This is a genomic window from Stenotrophomonas geniculata ATCC 19374 = JCM 13324, assembly GCF_001431625.1.
GTDB lineage: Bacteria > Pseudomonadota > Gammaproteobacteria > Xanthomonadales > Xanthomonadaceae > Stenotrophomonas > Stenotrophomonas geniculata.
Map to the genome: position 1 here is coordinate 1 of NZ_LLXT01000108.1, position 17,555 is coordinate 17,555.

Annotated in this window: 24 protein-coding genes; 9 read left to right on the forward strand and 15 right to left on the reverse strand. The window is 64.5% G+C overall.

Features of this window, described 5'->3' with window-relative positions; genetic code table 11:
- Nucleotide 1 precedes the first annotated feature (1 nt).
- The 15 genes from ARC63_RS11780 to ARC63_RS11845 all read right to left on the reverse strand — a co-directional run bounded on the left by ARC63_RS11780 (nucleotide 2) and on the right by ARC63_RS11845 (nucleotide 12,002).
- Nucleotides 2-496: a hypothetical protein gene (locus ARC63_RS11780; RefSeq protein ID WP_057503376.1), complete on the reverse strand. Its 495-nt coding sequence runs from the start codon at nucleotides 494-496 to the stop codon at nucleotides 2-4.
- 162 nt (nucleotides 497-658) lie between these two features.
- Nucleotides 659-1,615 (reverse strand): hypothetical protein, encoded by a 957-nt coding sequence (locus ARC63_RS11785; protein ID WP_057503377.1) that lies wholly within the window; start codon nucleotides 1,613-1,615, stop codon nucleotides 659-661.
- 56 nt (nucleotides 1,616-1,671) lie between these two features.
- Nucleotides 1,672-2,025: a capsid cement protein gene (locus ARC63_RS11790; protein WP_057503378.1), complete on the reverse strand. Its 354-nt coding sequence runs from the start codon at nucleotides 2,023-2,025 to the stop codon at nucleotides 1,672-1,674.
- Between the two features lie 53 nt (nucleotides 2,026-2,078).
- Nucleotides 2,079-3,284: a hypothetical protein gene (locus ARC63_RS11795; protein WP_064968337.1), complete on the reverse strand. Its 1,206-nt coding sequence runs from the start codon at nucleotides 3,282-3,284 to the stop codon at nucleotides 2,079-2,081.
- Between the two features lie 296 nt (nucleotides 3,285-3,580).
- Nucleotides 3,581-4,150 carry a phage virion morphogenesis protein gene (locus ARC63_RS11800; protein WP_057503380.1) on the reverse strand — a complete coding sequence of 190 codons (570 nt, stop codon included), beginning with the start codon at nucleotides 4,148-4,150 and terminating at the stop codon, nucleotides 3,581-3,583.
- Nucleotides 4,150-5,427 carry a phage head morphogenesis protein gene (locus ARC63_RS11805; protein ID WP_057503381.1) on the reverse strand — a complete coding sequence of 426 codons (1,278 nt, stop codon included), beginning with the start codon at nucleotides 5,425-5,427 and terminating at the stop codon, nucleotides 4,150-4,152. The genes ARC63_RS11800 and ARC63_RS11805 overlap by 1 nt, the downstream gene beginning before the upstream one ends.
- 3 nt (nucleotides 5,428-5,430) lie before the next feature.
- Nucleotides 5,431-6,957 (reverse strand): DUF935 domain-containing protein, encoded by a 1,527-nt coding sequence (locus ARC63_RS11810; RefSeq protein WP_057503382.1) that lies wholly within the window; start codon nucleotides 6,955-6,957, stop codon nucleotides 5,431-5,433.
- On the reverse strand, nucleotides 6,954-8,693 hold the full coding sequence (locus tag ARC63_RS11815) for a hypothetical protein (protein WP_057503419.1): 1,740 nt from the start codon (nucleotides 8,691-8,693) through the stop codon (nucleotides 6,954-6,956). The genes ARC63_RS11810 and ARC63_RS11815 overlap by 4 nt, the downstream gene beginning before the upstream one ends.
- Nucleotides 8,694-8,695: 2 nt before the next feature.
- A complete protein-coding gene (locus ARC63_RS11820; RefSeq protein ID WP_064968335.1) occupies nucleotides 8,696-9,250 on the reverse strand; it encodes a DUF3486 family protein in 555 nt (184 codons plus the stop codon).
- 4 nt (nucleotides 9,251-9,254) lie between these two features.
- Complete coding sequence (locus tag ARC63_RS11825; protein ID WP_231298635.1) at nucleotides 9,255-9,578, reverse strand: hypothetical protein; 324 nt, start codon at nucleotides 9,576-9,578, stop codon at nucleotides 9,255-9,257.
- On the reverse strand, nucleotides 9,575-9,892 hold the full coding sequence (locus ARC63_RS11830; protein WP_057503384.1) for a hypothetical protein: 318 nt from the start codon (nucleotides 9,890-9,892) through the stop codon (nucleotides 9,575-9,577). The genes ARC63_RS11825 and ARC63_RS11830 overlap by 4 nt, the downstream gene beginning before the upstream one ends.
- Nucleotides 9,889-10,395, reverse strand: coding sequence for a lysis system i-spanin subunit Rz (locus tag ARC63_RS11835; protein ID WP_057503421.1), 507 nt, complete (start codon nucleotides 10,393-10,395; stop codon nucleotides 9,889-9,891). Before ARC63_RS11835 ends, ARC63_RS11830 begins: the two co-directional genes overlap by 4 nt.
- Nucleotides 10,395-11,054 (reverse strand): lysozyme, encoded by a 660-nt coding sequence (locus ARC63_RS11840; protein WP_219629382.1) that lies wholly within the window; start codon nucleotides 11,052-11,054, stop codon nucleotides 10,395-10,397. Before ARC63_RS11840 ends, ARC63_RS11835 begins: the two co-directional genes overlap by 1 nt.
- Before the next feature lie 53 nt (nucleotides 11,055-11,107).
- Nucleotides 11,108-11,581, reverse strand: a complete 474-nt coding sequence (locus tag ARC63_RS23715) for a hypothetical protein (RefSeq protein ID WP_231298636.1) — start codon at nucleotides 11,579-11,581, stop codon at nucleotides 11,108-11,110.
- A 34-nt stretch (nucleotides 11,582-11,615) separates the two neighbouring features.
- Entirely contained in the window at nucleotides 11,616-12,002 is a 387-nt protein-coding gene (locus ARC63_RS11845; RefSeq protein WP_064968338.1) for a helix-turn-helix domain-containing protein, read from the reverse strand.
- A gap of 110 nt (nucleotides 12,003-12,112) precedes the next feature.
- Here ARC63_RS11845 and ARC63_RS11850 point away from each other — a divergent pair, with 110 nt between their 5' ends.
- The 9 genes from ARC63_RS11850 to ARC63_RS11890 are packed head-to-tail and all read left to right on the forward strand — an operon-like array spanning nucleotide 12,113 to nucleotide 17,555.
- Nucleotides 12,113-12,322, forward strand: coding sequence for a hypothetical protein (locus tag ARC63_RS11850; protein ID WP_024957605.1), 210 nt, complete (start codon nucleotides 12,113-12,115; stop codon nucleotides 12,320-12,322).
- Nucleotides 12,319-12,552: a hypothetical protein gene (locus ARC63_RS11855; RefSeq protein WP_057503387.1), complete on the forward strand. Its 234-nt coding sequence runs from the start codon at nucleotides 12,319-12,321 to the stop codon at nucleotides 12,550-12,552. Before ARC63_RS11850 ends, ARC63_RS11855 begins: the two co-directional genes overlap by 4 nt.
- On the forward strand, nucleotides 12,549-12,842 hold the full coding sequence (locus ARC63_RS11860) for a helix-turn-helix domain-containing protein (protein ID WP_057503388.1): 294 nt from the start codon (nucleotides 12,549-12,551) through the stop codon (nucleotides 12,840-12,842). The genes ARC63_RS11855 and ARC63_RS11860 overlap by 4 nt, the downstream gene beginning before the upstream one ends.
- On the forward strand, nucleotides 12,842-13,792 hold the full coding sequence (locus tag ARC63_RS11865) for a DUF3102 domain-containing protein (protein WP_231298637.1): 951 nt from the start codon (nucleotides 12,842-12,844) through the stop codon (nucleotides 13,790-13,792). The genes ARC63_RS11860 and ARC63_RS11865 overlap by 1 nt, the downstream gene beginning before the upstream one ends.
- 1 nt (nucleotide 13,793) lies before the next feature.
- The gene (locus ARC63_RS11870) at nucleotides 13,794-15,608 is read left to right on the forward strand and encodes a DDE-type integrase/transposase/recombinase (RefSeq protein WP_057503390.1); all 1,815 of its coding nucleotides are present in this window, start codon (nucleotides 13,794-13,796) and stop codon (nucleotides 15,606-15,608) included.
- A complete protein-coding gene (locus tag ARC63_RS11875; protein ID WP_057503391.1) occupies nucleotides 15,605-16,780 on the forward strand; it encodes an AAA family ATPase in 1,176 nt (391 codons plus the stop codon). Before ARC63_RS11870 ends, ARC63_RS11875 begins: the two co-directional genes overlap by 4 nt.
- Nucleotides 16,781-16,808: 28 nt before the next feature.
- Nucleotides 16,809-17,018: a hypothetical protein gene (locus tag ARC63_RS11880; RefSeq protein ID WP_158003732.1), complete on the forward strand. Its 210-nt coding sequence runs from the start codon at nucleotides 16,809-16,811 to the stop codon at nucleotides 17,016-17,018.
- The gene (locus ARC63_RS11885; protein ID WP_057503393.1) at nucleotides 17,011-17,253 is read left to right on the forward strand and encodes a hypothetical protein; all 243 of its coding nucleotides are present in this window, start codon (nucleotides 17,011-17,013) and stop codon (nucleotides 17,251-17,253) included. Before ARC63_RS11880 ends, ARC63_RS11885 begins: the two co-directional genes overlap by 8 nt.
- Nucleotides 17,253-17,555: a hypothetical protein gene (locus tag ARC63_RS11890; RefSeq protein WP_057503394.1), complete on the forward strand. Its 303-nt coding sequence runs from the start codon at nucleotides 17,253-17,255 to the stop codon at nucleotides 17,553-17,555. Before ARC63_RS11885 ends, ARC63_RS11890 begins: the two co-directional genes overlap by 1 nt.

A 17,555-nucleotide genomic window follows, 5' to 3' on the forward strand; every position in this document is an offset into this window, starting at 1 on the left:
GTTACTCCAGCTCTTCCGGGGTGGCCGGTTCGTCACCGAGGACGCCAGCATCCTGGTAGGCCTGCGCCTCTTCCCACGTCATCTCGATCCACGCCGGCGGCTTGACGACGACGTCGTTGTGCTTGAACGGGCTGAGCACTTCGAAGCAGGCAGACAGCCAGAGACCGTTGGACAACGCGGGATCCGTCGAATGGTCGCCCGTTGCAACAGCATCGAAAGAGGTAGAGGCGTCACCCGAAGGCGTACCCGCCTCGGCGCCGGCATCCTGGTCCGCTACAGACTGATCGCCCGGCGGTTGGTCGACGGCAGCGCCATCGACCTCCGAGGCGACCGTCTCGGCGGGCTGAAGTTCGCCGCGGCCTTCCTCCGGAACCCAGCCGCCCTGCGCCGGCGACGCGTCGGCAGCCTTCTCTTCCGTGACGGCCGGCACATCGGCCGGCTTGCCGTCCTGGACGGGCTTGGGTGCGCTGGGCGGCGCAGTGCGGGGCTTGGCCATGACGAGATCTCCGAATAGGTGTGGTGCCGTGCTCTCCGGCTGTCACGCATGGTTTTGCTGTGCTTCGCACGGCCAGGTCCCGCGTTCGCCTGGTGCTGCCGCTCGCTGGGTTGTACGGGTAAAGCGGCAACTACGCCGACTATCCTTCGCCGGCTCCCTTCATCACGCTGCGGGCGCGCCTGCGTTCTGGATCAGGTAGCCCGCGACCATGCCGCTGAGCACCGGAGTGCGGTTGTTGTTGACCGGGTGAATCCAGGACTGGCGGTTCTCTTCGCGATAGGCCTGACGCACATTCGGCTCGCCCGCCATGCTGTAGGTGTAGCCATAGCTCGGTCGCGCGCGGTTGCGGCGGTTGCCGCCGCTCGGCGGGGCCACGAACGCTAGGATCACGTCCTGACCCCACACATCGCCCAGGTCATCATCCTGGCCGGTAGCCACCACCGCCTCACCAATGTAGATGTTCGGGATTTCCCACATCGACGCCAGGATTTGGGTGGTCAGTGCATTGAAGCCGCGATGCTTGAGGTAGTCCTGAATCTTCGGATTGGCCTTGGCTGCTTCGAATGCCGCCGCCGACAGGATCGCCGTGTTCGGCCGCATACCGATGCTGGAACGAATGGCCTCCTTGCCGACGCCAATATCAGCAGTCGGATCACCAGAGGCGCCGCGCCAACGATTGACGCCCACCAGAGCGACCTTGTGTTCGTTGTCGTAGTTGGCCGCATTGCGCGCTACGTCAGCGCACTCACACTCGTGTTCCAGCTCCATGATGTCCAGGACGATATCCACCGCGTCCTGCGAAGCGTCCAAGCCTGGGCCGTTGGCCGCCTCATTGGCGGTTTCATCCGGAACCACCGCCTCCAGTGCTGCAGGGATGATGGCGTAAGGCTTGCCCTGGTAGCCGAACTGGACGCGCTTGGTTGCTTCGCCCGGCGCGCGCTTGGTGTTGTAGCGACGGAAGCCTTCCTTTCCGAACGTCAGGATCTGACCACCAAAGGTGGCCACATCGACGCGCGGGAAGAGGTACTGGCCAACGTTGCCGGGGCGGACGTAGCCGAGTGCATGGGTGGTCAGGATCGGATCGATGATGCGAGCCTGACGGAGAGTCTGCTGGGACATGGAAGGTCTCTCTGCGAGATGGTGAGAACGATGAGCGGCGGCAGTTGTGGCTGAGATCAGCCGGTGGTCGCTGGCGCGTTGGGGATCAGGAGCACTTCGACGCGGTCACCATCTGCCGCGGCAGGCTGCAGAGCCTGAGCAACGACAACGCCGGTAGTGCGAGCAATGAGTTTTCCAGTAGATCCCACCTGCAGGTAGGCACCGTCGTCAAACGCTCCGCCAGCAGTGGCGATGCTGGTGCCCACCACATCAACGGGCACCCGGTCGCCCACCAGTCCACTGGTGTTGGTCACACCGAAGGCGTTGCCGCCGGCGGTGGCGTACTGTCCGTCACGACCGACGACGCGCTCGGCTTCCAAGGCGACTGCTGCGATGACAGCCAGGGTGAGCAGCGAGATTTTCTGAGTCATGGTTCTGCGCTCCAGCGCGAGGAATGAGTTGAGAAGCTGCGTTTGGATACAGGTCAGGAGACCGCTTTGACTGCCGTGAGGTAGTCCACCCCCGCGTGGGTACGCTGGTAGTCCAGCGCCTTGTTGTGCAGCGCAAGCCGTTCCGGGTCGACCTGGGTGCCAGCCGGTGCAGCGAAGTTGGCCGCGCCTGGCCCCACACCTTCACCACCAGACTTCTCACTGAAGTCCACGGCCTTGGGCAGGCTGGTCAGCAGCTCGCGCAGCACCGATTCGGCCGGCTTGGACACCGTCGTTTCACCCTCGGCGAAGTTCAGCGGATCCTTGCCATTGGGCTGAGCCAACAGCAGTTCCACCACGGCCGGCTGCTGGCGCGGCAGCAGCTTGCCTTCCTTCACCAGGCCTTCGGCGAACGCCACTGCGTCTTCGCGTCGCGCGGCCTGTTCACGGGCGGCGAGGGCCTTCTCGCGAGCGTCCAGGGTGGAAGCCTGCTGGTCGAGCTGCTGCTGGCGCTGTGCGTGCTCGACGTTGTTCTGCTGGGACATGGGGTCGATCTCCGATTTGACCTGTTCACGAGTGGGAGGCGGTGCCTGGACGGGCGCAGGTCCATCGAGGGCGCTGCGCGGGAACTGGGTGAGCAATGGCGATGCGAAGAGGGCCGACGTGCGCGAGTTTTCGTCATCGCGTGTGCTGCTCTCGATGCCGCGGATCTGCCAGTCCGGAATGACCTGGTCAGCCGTCTCCAGGCCCTGGGTATCGATCAGCCAGTCGCGGAAGCGGCGGAACAGATCCGTCAGCGTCCAGCCCAGCGGGGCCAGCGACATGGCAAAGCACGCAGCGTCATCGCCTTCGGCGAAGGAGGCCGACTTGAGCCCCTTTACTGCCGGCGGCTGCGCGCCCAGGAAGCCGATGTGGCGCAGGTAGTACTTGCCCGGCGTCGGGTTCCCCGGCGAATCGGGCATGAAGATGGAGGCGCTGATCTTCTTGAAGCGGCCGTTGTTGACCAGCTCCGCGAAGGCAGGATCTACCTCGTGCGGTTCGGCCATCAGGAGGCCGTCCTTGGCCTGAAGCACTTTGCTCCAGCCATAGGCCGGGTCGTCGGTTTTGGGATGGCCCACCACAATGGGCGCTTCGTGCAGCGCCGGATCGTAGCTATCGGCGATCTGCTGCACATCCGCCTCGCTGAAGGTCAGCGTGCGGCCGTCTTCGGCAACGTGCGTGCCGGCTTTGAAGATCTGCAGGGTGGCGGCGGGCTGGTTCATGCCGCCAGTTTTCCCGCGCCAGAGGTCGCTGTCTTTGAAACTGGTTTCCAACTTTCGAGGGCGGCAGCGGACTGGCTCATGCCCTCCTTTTTCCCGCAGTACCGTCTCACGTCTTGGGACGGTGCATTGCAGAGAATTTCAACCGCAGATGCACGATGCGCGTGCGGTGATCGTCCTGCGTGGAAACAAGTGCCAGTATCGGCCGCACAGGTGTGTCAGACACCAAGCCGGTGTGGGTGACGCCCGAGTGTGGCGGCGCGCCTGTAGCGGCGCGCAGAGCGCCTCCCACGCGACGATCAATCGAAGGCGCCGCTCACGTGATCTTGAGCGATATCCAGCAGCTCTTTCTCATCCTCGCGACTGACGCCAAGCCAAGGGCGAGCAGCGATGGTGTTCGTGTAAGCAGGCATCGTGATCGAGCGCCTATAGCGCGTATTCTTGCGATTGGCTTTGACGAACCGGCTACCGCCTTTGCCAGTCTTCAAGTAGATCTTGGCCGGGCGCGCCGGGTGACGGATGGTGCCGCCGAACTGATGGATGGCGCCATAGGGCGCATTGGTACCAACCAAGACGGCCTCATTCCCATCCGTTTGCCACGATGCCATGTCGCCGAGCATGTGGAAATCAAACTTCAGAATCGGGACGCCGGGGCGCTTCTTCTGTTTCCAGCGTTTGTAGCTTGGCTCCAGTGCACGCCATCGCTGTCCGGTCGGATCACGCTCCTTCTTGGCTCGCTCGCGTGTCGACCTCAGCAGGTACTCGCCCCAGTCTCTCAGGATCAGTTGCCGTGCTTCGCCCTCCAGCTGGCGCAGCGCATCAGCCAGCGCAGGTGTTGCCGAATCCAGGGTGACTTCGAGCTGCGCCATCAGAGTGCTCCCTGCAGCAGCTGCAGCGTGCCATCGGCGACGCTGCGCTTGAGATCAGAAGGCATCAGCATCTGCAGCTGGGGCTGGATGGTGCTGACGCCCGTTTCCGAGATGGCCACGTCGACCACCATGAAGGCCGGGCGCCCCACCGCAAGGACATACCGCAGGTGGCCTGCGGCCACGTCCAATAGGATGGCCACCGCATCGAGCAGGCGGATAGGCAGCTCGGCTGCGGCGATGGCGACCGCGCCAGGCCGAGTGATGGGGAGCTGCTCAGCCAACACTGCAAAGGCCGCCGTCGCTGGTCGAACGGCAGCGCGCTGCAGCTGCGACACCAGACCGGGAGACAGTGCGCCGGCCAGGTAGCGAGCAGCGTGCGCGGCATCGGCGTCAATGCTGGCCAGCCAGCTTGCGTAGCCGGCCTGCAGGGCGTCCCTGGCACGCGGCCGCGCCAAGGCCTGGGCGGCACTGGCGGCAGCGGGCGCCGCTGGCAGCCGCGCGCCCGTCTCCAGTGCACTCTGCAGAGCGGAGGTCAGTTGGCCTGTCAGCGAGGGCGGTGTGACCGGACCACCACGGCCACTGGGCCAGTGGTCCGCCGTTGCTCCAGGCGCGTAGCCGAAGCCAGGATCGACGCCTGCCGGCGTCAGCACCGTGCGCGGTCCACCGGGACTGCGCTGCCCGACCGTCACCGACTGCATCACAACCTCAGGGGCCGTGTCGGGGCCGTCCTTGCCCAAGCGGCGCAGATCGCGTTCGTTGAGCGCATCGACGTAGCACTGGCAGCCCCAGCCGTTGGCCGGATAGTGATAGCGCCACCAGGGATCATCATGGCGTAGCACCATGCCATTCCAGGACACGTGCAGTGGCCGGGGGTGTTCGACGGCATCGTTGTGGTTGTAGCGCCAGAACGGCCGTACCTTGATCAGCTGCTGCAGCTGGGCCCAGCGCCCGGCGTTGTAGCTCTGACGCAGGTTGGTTTCGTAGATCACCCGCGAGCGCCAGTTCCGGCCGCCGTTGTAATCCCAGCCATGCGTGGCCACGATGCGGTCGAAGTCTTCGCGGAACTGCTCCAGCGTGCGGCCTTCGGCGATGACACGGTCGATGGACTGCCGGAAGTCGGCCAGCAGTGCGTCACGGTTGGCACCGGCCACCATGAAGCTGGTGTCGTGCTCGGCCTCCCATACGTCCAGGTAGCTCTCGGTGAGCACGTTCTTCTTGCGACGGAAGAACTCGATCTGCTCCTGGAATGGAACTTGGGCGTAAGCAACTCCGGCCATTGGTCAGTCTCCTACACCTTGGACGTCGCTGCGGCCGGCCAGGGTCGCGGCCGTCATCGCATCGGCCATCACCGAGGCGTAGTCGTCCAGGGTCATGTTCGGGTGCAGCTCAAACAGCCGGTCGCGCAGTTGCTCCAGCGAGTCGACCTCATCGACCAGCTGGCGGATCTGCTCGACCCATCCAGCACCAATGGGCGACAGCCGGCGATCGAGCTGCTGGCCCAGCTCGACAGCAGGATCGGGCGTCTTCGGGGTGCCGTCGGCAAAGGCGGCGGGATAGTGCCTGCGCAGCAAGCTGACCACCGCACCGCCGGCGTCGGCGAACTGGGCGCCATCGATCGCCGTCGGTACCGCAGGCGGATCCTGCGGCGCCTGGACAGGCTCGTAGTTGTCGCCGTAGGTCTGATCCATGTAGACCTGCTTGGGCCTGTAGCCCAGGTCAAGGATCTTCTTGTCACGGCTGGCGGTAGCGTCCAGATCCTCCGGCTCTTCCGTGACGCGATAGACCCGAGGAATGGCCGCGCCAGGGAAGTTCCATTCGGTGAGCCAGCGCGCTGGCCCCTTGTTGAAGGACTCGCACACCAGGTCGGCATCGGAGGTGATGATGTCGCGGCGCACCTCGCGCTGCAGCTGGTCGTTGCCCAACTTGCCTGGCGTGCCTTGGGTACTGGCGGTCTGGCCCAGCACCACCTTCTGGATGGTGGCATCCATGTAGTCCTGCAGGGCCTTGTAGTCGGCCGTGCCACTACGTCCGGCCTCCAGCAACGCCAGCTCCATTCCCTTGGGCATGATGATGCCGCTGTCGGTCTGGATCGCGCGGGTGGCTTGCAGCAGCTTGGCCTTCTCCGGATCGGTTGCGTTGGTGTCGTACTTGCCCACCGCAGTGGGCATGCCGAACTTTTCAAGGAAGATCAGCCAGAACTTGAGCCCGTTGCGCTTGAACAGCACCGGCCAGTACAGCCAGTGCGCCAGGCCCAGGCCATATGGCTCATCGTCGTGGTCGGCACCGGAGCAGAAGTTCCAGAAATAGGGCGCGTGCGCAGGCACGCCCTCGGTCATCTGGGTCTGGGTGAGTAGGCGCAGGTCACCTTCCTTGCCGTAACGGAAGCGCCGACGGTTACGAACCTTGATGTCCTTCAGGCCGATGCGGGTGCCGTCGACCTTGTACAGGATCTCCGCCACGCCATAGCCGTAGAACACGCCGAAGAGCATCTTGCGGGTGACGTTGTCCCAGCCGATGCCGTGCAGCTGCTCCTGCAGATACTCTGCCGCTTGGCGGTCGATACGCTTCTCGCCGCCGGGCTCCACCTGCCATTCGCAGGCCACCACCGAATCCTGGCGAGAGCCGAAGGTGGTCTTCACCTCCGGGTCGGACAGCACCTGTTCGTAGATCTGAAGGTCGTAGCCGCCGCGGTTGCGCAGGACACTGTCAAAGGGCAGCAGCAGTGGCCCGGTGTAACCACGGGTGATGTCGGTGCCATCGGCAGTGGTGGCAATCTCGCGGCCGATCTCTGGGCGGGCGGTCGTCATGCAAATCCTCCAAAATCATTTCCGCCGCTGACCGTGCCGAAGGCATCATCGGTCACGACGGTGGCCACGCCGTCGGCTCGGCCGTCGCCGATGTAGGCGCGCGCGCCGGCCGCCTGGAACTCGATGGGCACCGAGGTGACGTGGTTGAGTGCGGCAAACTGCATCAGCACGCCGGCGATCGCGCCGTCGCCGTGGCGCACCAGCTCCGGATCCTGTAGGTCCTTGCGCTCCAGACGCGGCACCATCGGGATGCCGTCGACGTACTCCACTGCGCGGTGGTCGTCTTCCAGGGACGCGTCCCTGGGCAGACTGAGGAAGCCGTCTTCGAACAGCGCGATGTACTTGGGCATCCATTCGCCGTACCAGGGGCGCGACAGGGTGACCTCGTGGATTGGGCCACCGATGTAGCGGCCCGTCTCGGCATCGAGCTCAGCCCGGCCGTAGCGGTCGCCGGTGTACTCCATCAAGGTCTGGCCGGGACCAGTGGCATCGCCGGCGAATGACCAGCGGCCAGGGAATCCTTCCTTCAGCGCGTCCAACAGCGCCCACAGGATCTGCTCCTGCTGTCGGGTGGGCGCGTTGGCCATCTCGATCAGGAACGGCACGTCGCGGCGCAGATCCTGCCCGACCTTGGCAGGCTTGATGACCGAAAAGTGACGGTGGCGCGCGAAGTCCATGCCGATCGCCCAGCGCCCGGTGAACCCGGCTACCGCAGCGCGCAGCACTGGCAGCAGCGTGGTGGCGATCCAGACCGAGCACCAGATCTCGCGCTCCTTCTCAGAGCGCTTGGGGAAGTCATCATCAAAGACCAGGCGCAGCACTGGCCGGGCCTCGGGCATGGCCCGATCGATCCAGACCGAGGGGATGGCAGAGCCATCGCCATCGCGCGGGATGACGTCCAGCTCCTCGCGCATGGCGGCCTTGCGCGGGCCGTAGGCCGAGCGGATCGCGGTGTACCACTCTTTCTTGCCCTCGGCGGTGGCCACCTTGCCACGCATGGCGCAGACCCGCTCGTACAGGCCATTGGACACCGCATCATCGAAGCTGATGCGGATCACACCGGCCTTCTTGCCGTAGCGACCGGCTTGGACGTCCTGGACAAGCTGGTTGAACGGGTTCTTCTTACCCCGATGGGTGGACCACACTCGGATGCGACCGCCCCAGATCAGCAGCGCGGTGGCCGATTCGAGCACCTTGGCCACGTCCTTGTGAAGCGCCGCTTCGTCGATGTTCACACGGCCCTGTAGGCCGTGGATGTTCTCCGGGCGCGAAGACAAGGCGGTGATCCGGAAACCGCTGGCGAACCGAACACGGAATGCCTGGATCTGGCGGCTTGTGCCGTCAAGCAGCTGATCGTGGAAGATGTGCTGCTCGATCCTGGTGGCTTGGCCACGCGCAATGATCGGCGCGAACTTGGCGACGTAGCCGATGTACTCCAGGCCTTTTTCCCTGGTATCGGCGATGTACCAAATGTTGTCGCCGCCGTCCTCTTTTGAAGTGGCAGCAGTGATGGTGTCGTCCAACGCCTGGGCGAAGGTGACACCGGTACGTCGCCCCTTTTCGCAGACCGCGATGTCGAGCAGCGCCTGCATCCGCAGCCACGCGGTTTGGTGGGCCATCAGAACACCGGCCGCCAACGGGTCGAAGTCGGCAGGGATCTCACGGACGCAGTCGGGCAGCTCGTCCCATTCGACGAGGCGCTCGGTATCCGGCAGAGGCCGCAAACTGTCGACCACGGTCAAACTCCCATCAGCACTTGCTCGCGCCAGAACCGCGCATCCTCAGCGGAGAGGCCACGCGCCTGCGCTGCGCTTTCCACTCGGGTGGCAGCATCCAAGAGCGCTTTCTGGCGGACCTCGCCCGCCCATTTCTCGCGAACGATGGAAGAGCGGGTCAGTTCGGCAATGGCCTTGGCCGCCTTGCTGTACAGCGCAATGCGATCGGCTGGGGAAATGCTCTCATCGTCCTGGTCGGCCGCTTCTTGGAACTGCAGCAGCGCTTCGAACAGGTCGGTCTGCAGCAGGCCCAGCAGTGCACTGCCGCGCTCGGCGGCATTATCCGGCGCCTGCTCGGCCACCAGTTTCATGGCTTCGGTGCTGGCGCTGATCGAAGCCAGGCGGCGCTTGAGCCGCTTGGCGCGTTCGTTGACGGTGGTCTTGCTGATCTCGTAGCCCTGCTCGCCCAGCCATTCGGACAGCGCGATGCTGCCGCCGAAGGCGTTGGCAACCAGACGCCGTTCCAGCTCTTCACGCACGTCGGCCGGCAGCAGGTCGATCTTGCTCACAGGAGGCATGGGGTCACCAGTACTTCGGCGGGCGCGCGATGCCCGGCCCGCAGTCGATGCTGTACTCGACAATGTCCACACCGTGGCGCGTCAGCTCAGCCGACCACGGCCCCGAAGGGGATTTGGTGATTTGGATCAAGCGGCGAGTGTCCAGGTAATCCAGCTCCCTGCGCACTTCCAAAGCGGTGGCATCCGGATACATGTCTTGGGCGGCGCCGGCCAGGACGGCTTCGCCGATCGGATACGGGCGAGAGCGATCCAGCACCAGCAGCATCAGCCAGCGCAGCTGCTCCCGGCGCAACTTGCCCAGATCCGGGCCCTGATTTCCGTGACTCACGGCGTGTTCCCCTTGCTTTGCATGTTCGTGATCTTCGAGGCCACTGCATCGAGCTTTGCCTCGATGACGCTCTGCCCGCGGGCATAGTCCTCGCGGCGGACGTATTCCTTCGCAACTTCCAGGCGGAAGTCGGTGAGGTGGTTCTCAACCTCGCGCCAGCGCTTGCTGTCGTTGATCAGGATGGCCAACTGCTGATCAGTGCGTTGCTGTAGTTGGTTCACCAGCCAGCGACCGCCGGCGATCAGGCCGCCGAGCAGGGTGATGCCGATGCCGGCGAACCACACCAGGTAGAGCGGCTGCACTTCAACGATCATGGGCTGGTCTCGGCGGAGAGGCGCTGTCCAGTGAGGGCGCTGATGGAGCGCTGACAGGCCAGGACGTGTTTGTCGGCGTCGCGCCCGACTCGAACAAAATCGCCCGCAACCTCTGCTCGTAGTTGGGCGCTCGCATCACGTTCGACGGCGCCAGAGACGGCTTCGGACAAGCGGGCGGTGTGGCAGGTGGCAAGGTCGTTGCGCAGCCTGAGATTGCCAGAATGCACGTCAGCCACAACAGCAGCTGGGATGGACGCGGACGCCTCCCGATCATGTTCATGTTCGTCTCCGATCTGGGCCATCACCGTGGCCTGGGTGTGCTCGGTGTCGCGAGCGCTGCGCTCGTCTTCCAGCTGCGATTGAAGGGTGGTCACGCGCTGCTGGGACGTGGCGTCGCGAGCCTGGGCATCCAGGGCATTGCCGCGGTAGAGAAAGGCCGCGGCAATGGCCACCAGCAGGAGCACCAGCAGCAGGGCGATCGTTACGATCAGTGCGCGAATCATCAGTACCGGCCCTCGCACATCGCGCGCTCAGCGGTGCGGCGGCGTTCAAGCCCTTTGTATGGCCGGCCGCCGGCGTTGGCCCAGTTGCTTAGCTGGGCACATGCAAGATCCCAGCGACCTTGGTTGGCGTAGACACGGATCCGCGGCTGCTGGCCGTTGCGCAGGGTGCACAGGCCGTCCTTCACCCCGGCGCCGCCAGGGCCCACGTTGAAGGCGAACGACGTCAGTGCGGCTGCCTGGTAGTCGGTCATCGGCACCTTGATGCAGCTTTGCACGGTGTTCCAGGCGACACCGAGGTCCGACTGGAGCAGGCGCTCGCACTCTGCGCGGGTGTAGGTGCGCTGTTCTACCTTGGCCGTATGGCCGTAGCAGACCGTCAGCTTGCCGACGACATCACGATAGGGCTGGGCCGAGTAGCCCTCGAAGGGCTGCACCAACCCGAGCAGCAACGCCAGCATGGTTGCCAGCATTCCGCCCGCGATGGGCAGTGCCTTGTTACCGGGTTGCTCTGCTGCCATGCGCCATCTCCAGGGAAAGATGGCCGACGGGCAGACGAGGATGCCCGCCGGCCAGGTGCGCCATGCGCACACCAAACCGATGGGCAGAGTTTCAGTCTTTGACTGATCGTCGTCTTTGAAACTGGTTTCGAGGAATCTCACGCGCGCGCGTGGGACTGTGCAGATCCCTTCGCGACGTGCGTAGCTGCAGAAGACTATTCGCCCTTGGGCTTATGCGCTTCCCACCAACTGTTGACAGAGGCAGCGGGCGGTGTTTCCGGTTTGGAAGGTTGATAACCAGGATTTACAGCGGAAGGTGCGATCGCCGCAGGACCCGGGGCTTCTACCCTGGGAATTTCAACGTCTCCACATCGCTTGGCGGCAAAAGCCCCCTGAAGCTGAGCTCGCCTTTCCACTGACGTCCTCTTTGCTTCATTCCGTTCGATCACATTTCCGATCCCAAAGTCACCCAAAAAGCTGGCAATGGACATGCCGCTGAACTTTGCTTGCTGCTCGACCTGCCTATCAAAGGCATCCACCTTGGATAGTTCAATTCGGATCTGCTCACAAGAATAGTTCAACGTCTCGTAGCCAGTTAACGGCTGCAACCGGCCATAGCGTTTGGTGGCACAGCCGCTGACAGATATCACCAGCACTGCGCCAGCAATAGCGAGCACTTTCCACTTCATGTTTTCCCCCTGGTTGATTTGCTCTTACGCCACATCACTCTGACGAGCCGTGCTTTTTCGTTTTGAGTTCCGGTTTCGACTGGGCGAACGCAGCACTTGTTTTTTCAAGAGCCACCTTCGCGTCTTCAGGACTGTTCCGGTAGTTGTTCAGCAGCATCGCCTCGCGACTTGTCAACTGCACCCCTTCTCCTGATGCGCCCATGCCGGTGAGAAGCCAGAGCGGTTGAGTACCGAATAGCAGATTCAATTTAACGAGCAGTTCGACCTCTACTGGCCGCGTTCCCGCCTCGTACCGGATGAGCGTGGTTCGCCCGATGCCGAGCAGCTCAGCGAAGTCCTTCTGGCTTCTATCGCCCCGGATCAACCTAAGCCTTTCGCCGGTGTCGCGCCGGCTGTCGTTCTCTGAGTTTCCGTCAGTCATTTTGTTCCCGCTCGGGTATTGACAAGTGTTCCCGAACGGGAACATCATTACTTCCACTGGCAGCGCCTACAGCAGCCAACCAATGGAACAAGGATCAAAGGATACACGCGATGAGCGAACCCGCCCCCAGCCTGGATCTTCACCTCAAGGTCCGCACCGCCTTCGTTGGCAAGGGCACCAGTCTCCGCGGCTGGTGCATGGAGAACGGCGTCCCCCCGCAGAACGCCCGGGACGTCCTCATCGGGCGTTGGAACGGCCCGAAGGGTCAGGCCCTGCGGCGCCGGCTGCTGAAGGCCGCAGGCCTGAGCGCCTCAGCATGAGCACCGCCGGCCGCCCCCTGGACGAAGTCCCGACCCGCGAACTGGAGCTGTTGCTTGCCTCGGCCCGTGACCAGTACGCCACCGCTGTGAACAACTGGCAGTGCGCCGTCGAATCAGACGAGCCGCTGGCCAACACCCTGCCGCTGGCTGGTGCCGTCGACGCAGCCGACCGCCGCGCCGTCCGGATCCTGACGGAGCTGGCACGCCGTCAACAGGGTGCTGCGGCATGAGCGAGCAGAGCATCTTCACCCGCCTGCTGTTCACCCTGGCCGGGCACAGCCGCACCGGTCTGCGCCTGAAGCCGATCGCCGACGGCATCGGCGAATCCCCCAGCACCACGCTGCGCAACCTGCAGCGCCTGGCCGAAGACGGCCTGGTCGAACGCTCCCCCTTCGACCAGGAAAACTGGCGCCTGGCCCCCCGAATTGTCCAGATCGCCTTGGCCCATCAAGCCGAGGTGGCTCGTGAAGAGCGCCAGCTGGACGACTTCAAGAACCGCTACAGCCGTAGCCCCAACTGATGACGAGGATCGAAATGGCAGAGAAGCAACTCAACAAGCGCGGCGCCAAGCCGCTCGCCCAGGCCGAGCCAGTTGTCCAGGATCTGGACGCGGAAAAGCTGGCCGAGCGCAGCCAGGAGCTGGTTACCCTCGGTGAGCACCAGAGCGAGGTGGTGGATCAGTTCGGTGACGGCCTGCCGTGGCACCCGGACCACTACGAGAACGCCATTCGCGGCGAACTGCGCCGGGGCTGCGAAGCCTTCCTGCGCGCCGGCCGCTACCTGGTGGTTGCCCGCGAATGCGCAACGCATGGCGATTGGCAGGGAATGCTTGAACGCCTGAGCATCGAGCCCCGGCAAGCCCAGCGCATGATGGAGGCCGCTCGTCGCGTCTCCATGCTCCCAAATGCGTCGCATGCGACGCATTTGGTGGCTGCCACCAAGACCCAGAGTCGGCTGATCGAACTTCTTTCATTGCCGGAGGAGCAGTTCACCGAGCTCGCGGAACAAGGTGAGACCGGCGGGCTCTCTCTCGATGACGTCGAGACGATGTCCCGTGCCGAACTCCGCGCCGCCATCCGCGACGCCCGCGCCGACCTTGAGGCCAAGGATCAGCGCATCACCAAGTTGAGCGACGATCTCAACAAGGCGGAGGAGAAGACGGCAAAAGCGCAGAAGAAGTGGAAGAAGGCCACTCCGGACGAGCAGTCGCAGGAACTGCTGACCCAACTGGAGCTCGCAACCTCCCAGGTCCGTCTAGCCATCGCCACCGGCAGTGAAGAAGCCGGCTTCAGCGGGGCGGTGATCGCGCTCATGCAGCACGCCGAGCAGCACGACCTCAATGTTGATGAACAGGTGGCCGGGATCATCGCCAGCCTGATCAACGACCTGCGCCTTGTCCGCGACCACCAGGAGGTGGGCGTCACGGTGATTCATGACCGCCGCCTGGCCGACTGGAAGCGGGAGGGCTGACATGGCCCTCAGCGCCAGCTTGATCGAGCAGGCCGCCGCTGACCTGCTCTGCGCCGAGCACGGCCAGAAACGCGCCATTGCCGAGCGATACGCCGCCGAATGGGGCTGCAGCGTACAGACGCTGTACCGACAGGTCTCGAAGCTGACCTGTTCGCTGAAGCCGCGCAAGCGCCGCAGCGATCGGGGCAACTCCGACTGGACCCAGCAGGAACTGGAACTGATTTCCGCTGTGTTGCTGGAGTCGCGTCGCGGCACCGGCAAACGCCTGGCCAGCATCGGCGAGGCCATCGACATGCTGCGCGCCAATGGCATGGTGCGCGGCGAGACTGTGGATGCCGGTACCGGCGAGATCCGACTGCTGAGCGAGAGCTCGGCAGCCAAGGCCTTGCGCACCAACCGCTTGCACCCTGATCAGCTGTCGGCACCCGCACCGAAGGTACAGCTGGCCAGCGAACATCCCAACCAGGTGTGGCAGGCCGATCCCAGCCTGTGCGTGCTGTATTACCTCAAGCGCCAGGACGGCCTGCATGCGATGCCGGCAAGCGAGTTCTACAAGAACAAGCCCAAGAACCTGGCGCGCGTCGAGAACGAGCGCGTCTGGCGCTACGTGTTCACCGACCACACCAGCGGCGCCTTCTACGTGGAATACGTGCTGGGCGCCGAGAGCGGCGAGAACCTGTGCCGCACCTTCATCAACGCCATGCAGTACCGCGGTGCGGCTGATCCGTTCTGTGGCGCACCGACGATGGTGATGGTGGACCCGGGCAGCGCCAATACGGGTGCGATGTTCAAGAACCTGTGCGCGGCCCTGGGTATTCGCATCTGGATCAATCAGCCGGGCCAGCCGTGGGCAAAGGGCCAAGTCGAAAAGACCAACGACCTGATCGAACGCAAGTTCGAGCACCGCCTTCGCTTCGACAACGTGCAGAGCTTGGAGCAGCTCAACGCATCGGCGTGGCGTTGGATGCGCAACTTCAATACCACCGCTCAACACACCCGGCACAAGTCCTCGCGCTACCAGGCGTGGATGACGATCAAGCCCGATCAGCTGCGCCTGGTACCGGCGACCGAGGACTGCATGAAGCTGGCCACCCGCGCACCGGAACTGCGCAAGGTCAACCCGCTGCTGCGGATCAGCTTCCTGGGCAGAACCTACGACGTGTCGGGCGTGCCGGGCGTGATCGTGGGCCAGAAGCTCACGGTCGCCCGCAATGCCTTCGGTAGCGAGTTCGGTGCGCAGGCGCTGTTTACCGACGATGCTGGCCGCGACACCTGGTACACGATGGAGCCGCTGGAAGCAGACGCATACGGGTTCACCGGTGCGGTGGCGGTCGGCACATACCACGCGCACGCCGACACCCCGGCGGACACAAACCGCAAGCGGGTCGAGCGCCTGGCGATGGATGCCGAGACCGACGAGCAAGCCAAGGCGCAGCGCAAGGCCAAGGCAATGCCGTTCGGTGGCCGTATCGACCCCTACAAGTCGGTGCAGCAGGCGCCGGAGATCCAGCACCTACCGCGCCGGGGTCATCGCGTCGACGTCGCGGTCCCCGATGTGGTCGAGGCCCCTCGCTTCACGGTCGATTCGGTCACGCCCATCCGCGCCGAGCTGCCGCCGCTGAACCATGTGGAAGCGGCCATGCGTCTGAAGCCTCTGCTGGAGGCTGCGGGTTCGGCCTGGACGGCTGACCACTATGCCCGCACCGCCCAGCGCTGGCCTGAAGGTTTGCCGGTGGATCAGGTCGAATCCTGGGCACAGGCCTTGGCGACGCCTGAGCGTGGCGGCCTGCGCCTTGTGGAAGGAGGTGCTGCATGACGCTGCGTCTGAAGCGCCTGCTCACCGAGGCTGGCATCAAGCAGGGAGACCTGGCCAGTGCTGCAGGTCTGAGCCGTCCGGCCCTCAATGCCTTGATCAACCACGGCCAGTTGCCCACCAGCTGCGATCCGGCAGCGGTGCGCGCTGCCATCAGTTCCTGCCTGACCCAGCACGGCGTAACCGACGCCCACTGGCATGAAAAGGAGGGGCCGACGTGCGGGGTCACGCCAGCCCCGGTTTCCCCACCGCAAGACACCGATAACGACAACGACATTCACGACGAGGAAGATCCCATGCTACTGCGTTTTCAGGCTTTGACTCCACAGGCCAAGCGTCACTTCGGCCTCACCAGCAATCCTTTCGCCGATCCGGCCAGCGCCGAAGAGGTGTTCCTGTCGCCGGACATTCGCTATGTCCGCGAGAGCATGTACCAGGTAGCCCGCCACGGCGGCTTTGCTGCGGTGATCGGCGAGAGCGGTGCTGGCAAGAGCACGCTGCGCGAAGATCTGGTCGATCGCATCCAGCGCGAGGAACAGGCCGTCATCGTGATCCAACCCTACGTGCTGGCCAGCGAAGGCAGCGATGCCGTGGGCAAGACCCTGCGCAGCCACCATATCGCCGAGGCGATCATGGCCGCTGTCGCCCCGCTGGCCAAGCCGAAGAGCAGCCCCGAATCCCGCTTCCGCCAGCTGCACGAATCCCTGCGTGACAGTTCCCGCTCGGGCCACAGCCATGTGCTGGTGATCGAGGAGGCTCACAGCCTGCCGCTGCCAACCCTGAAGCACCTCAAGCGCTTCCGCGAGCTGAAGGACGGCCTGCGCCCGCTGCTGTCGGTGATCCTGATCGGCCAGCCCGAGCTGGGCGTGAAGCTCTCCGAACACAACCCGGAGGTGCGCGAAGTCGTGCAGCGCATCGAAATCATCACGCTTCCGCCACTGGATAACGAGCTGGGAGCGTACCTTTCGCACCGCTTCAAGCGTGCCCAGGTGCCTCTGGACAAGGTCGTGGAACAGGGGGCCATCGATGCCCTGCGCGCCAAGCTGGTCCCTTCGCGCGGCGCAGGGTCGCTGCTGTACCCGCTGGCCGTCCAGAACGCGCTGACCGCGGCGATGAACCGCGCCGCTGACCTGGGCGTGCCAACCGTCACCGCTGATGTCGTGCGGGGGGTGTGAGATGGCGATCCGAACTGAGGGCTGGCCGGTGGCAGAAGCGATGGTGAGGGCACCGCAGGGCGACCAGTGGCCGTTCGCTACCGAGGCCATCCTGATCCCCTTCGATGTTCAGGATAAGCCCGAGCCGATCAACCTGGACATCCTGCAGGTGGTGATCGTGCCCCGCGCCAGCTGGGAACGGATCATCGCCCATGTCCCAGCCGACGTGCTTCAGCGCGAAGGGGTGGCGAATGGCTGACCGCGCCGCCACCGACGGGCTGCCGTACCTGCGCAGCTTCGCGCATCAGCTGCTGCGCGAAGCGGAACTCCCCGATCGCCAGGTGACGGTGATGCACCGGGATCTGTTCCGCCGAGCGCACATCGACTGGCGGGACGGCCAGAACATGGCCTCGCTCCTGGACAGCCTCAACCTGCAGCAGCTGCGTGCGCTGGTCGACCAGCTGCGCGACGGCGACGACGACGAGGAGGAGTGATGGCCGTTCCGACGCTCAAACGCTGCCACGGGCAGGTGCGCAACCGGAAGAGCCACAGCGCCCACCCCAAGCGCCATCGGCCCGTAGGGATGGTGGCGAGCAAGCCGCCCTTCCTGGAGGACTCAGCGGTGGCCACGCTGTACATCCTGGACATGCAGACCGGCGGCGAGTACGGGATCGATCTTCTGCCCAGCTATGGCATTCAGGTCACGTCTTCCAGCACCAGCAAGCGCTGGTACCTGGATGCGGACGCAATCGTCGACCTGGCCGTCGCCGCCGGCATTGATCGGAGGGCCGACTGA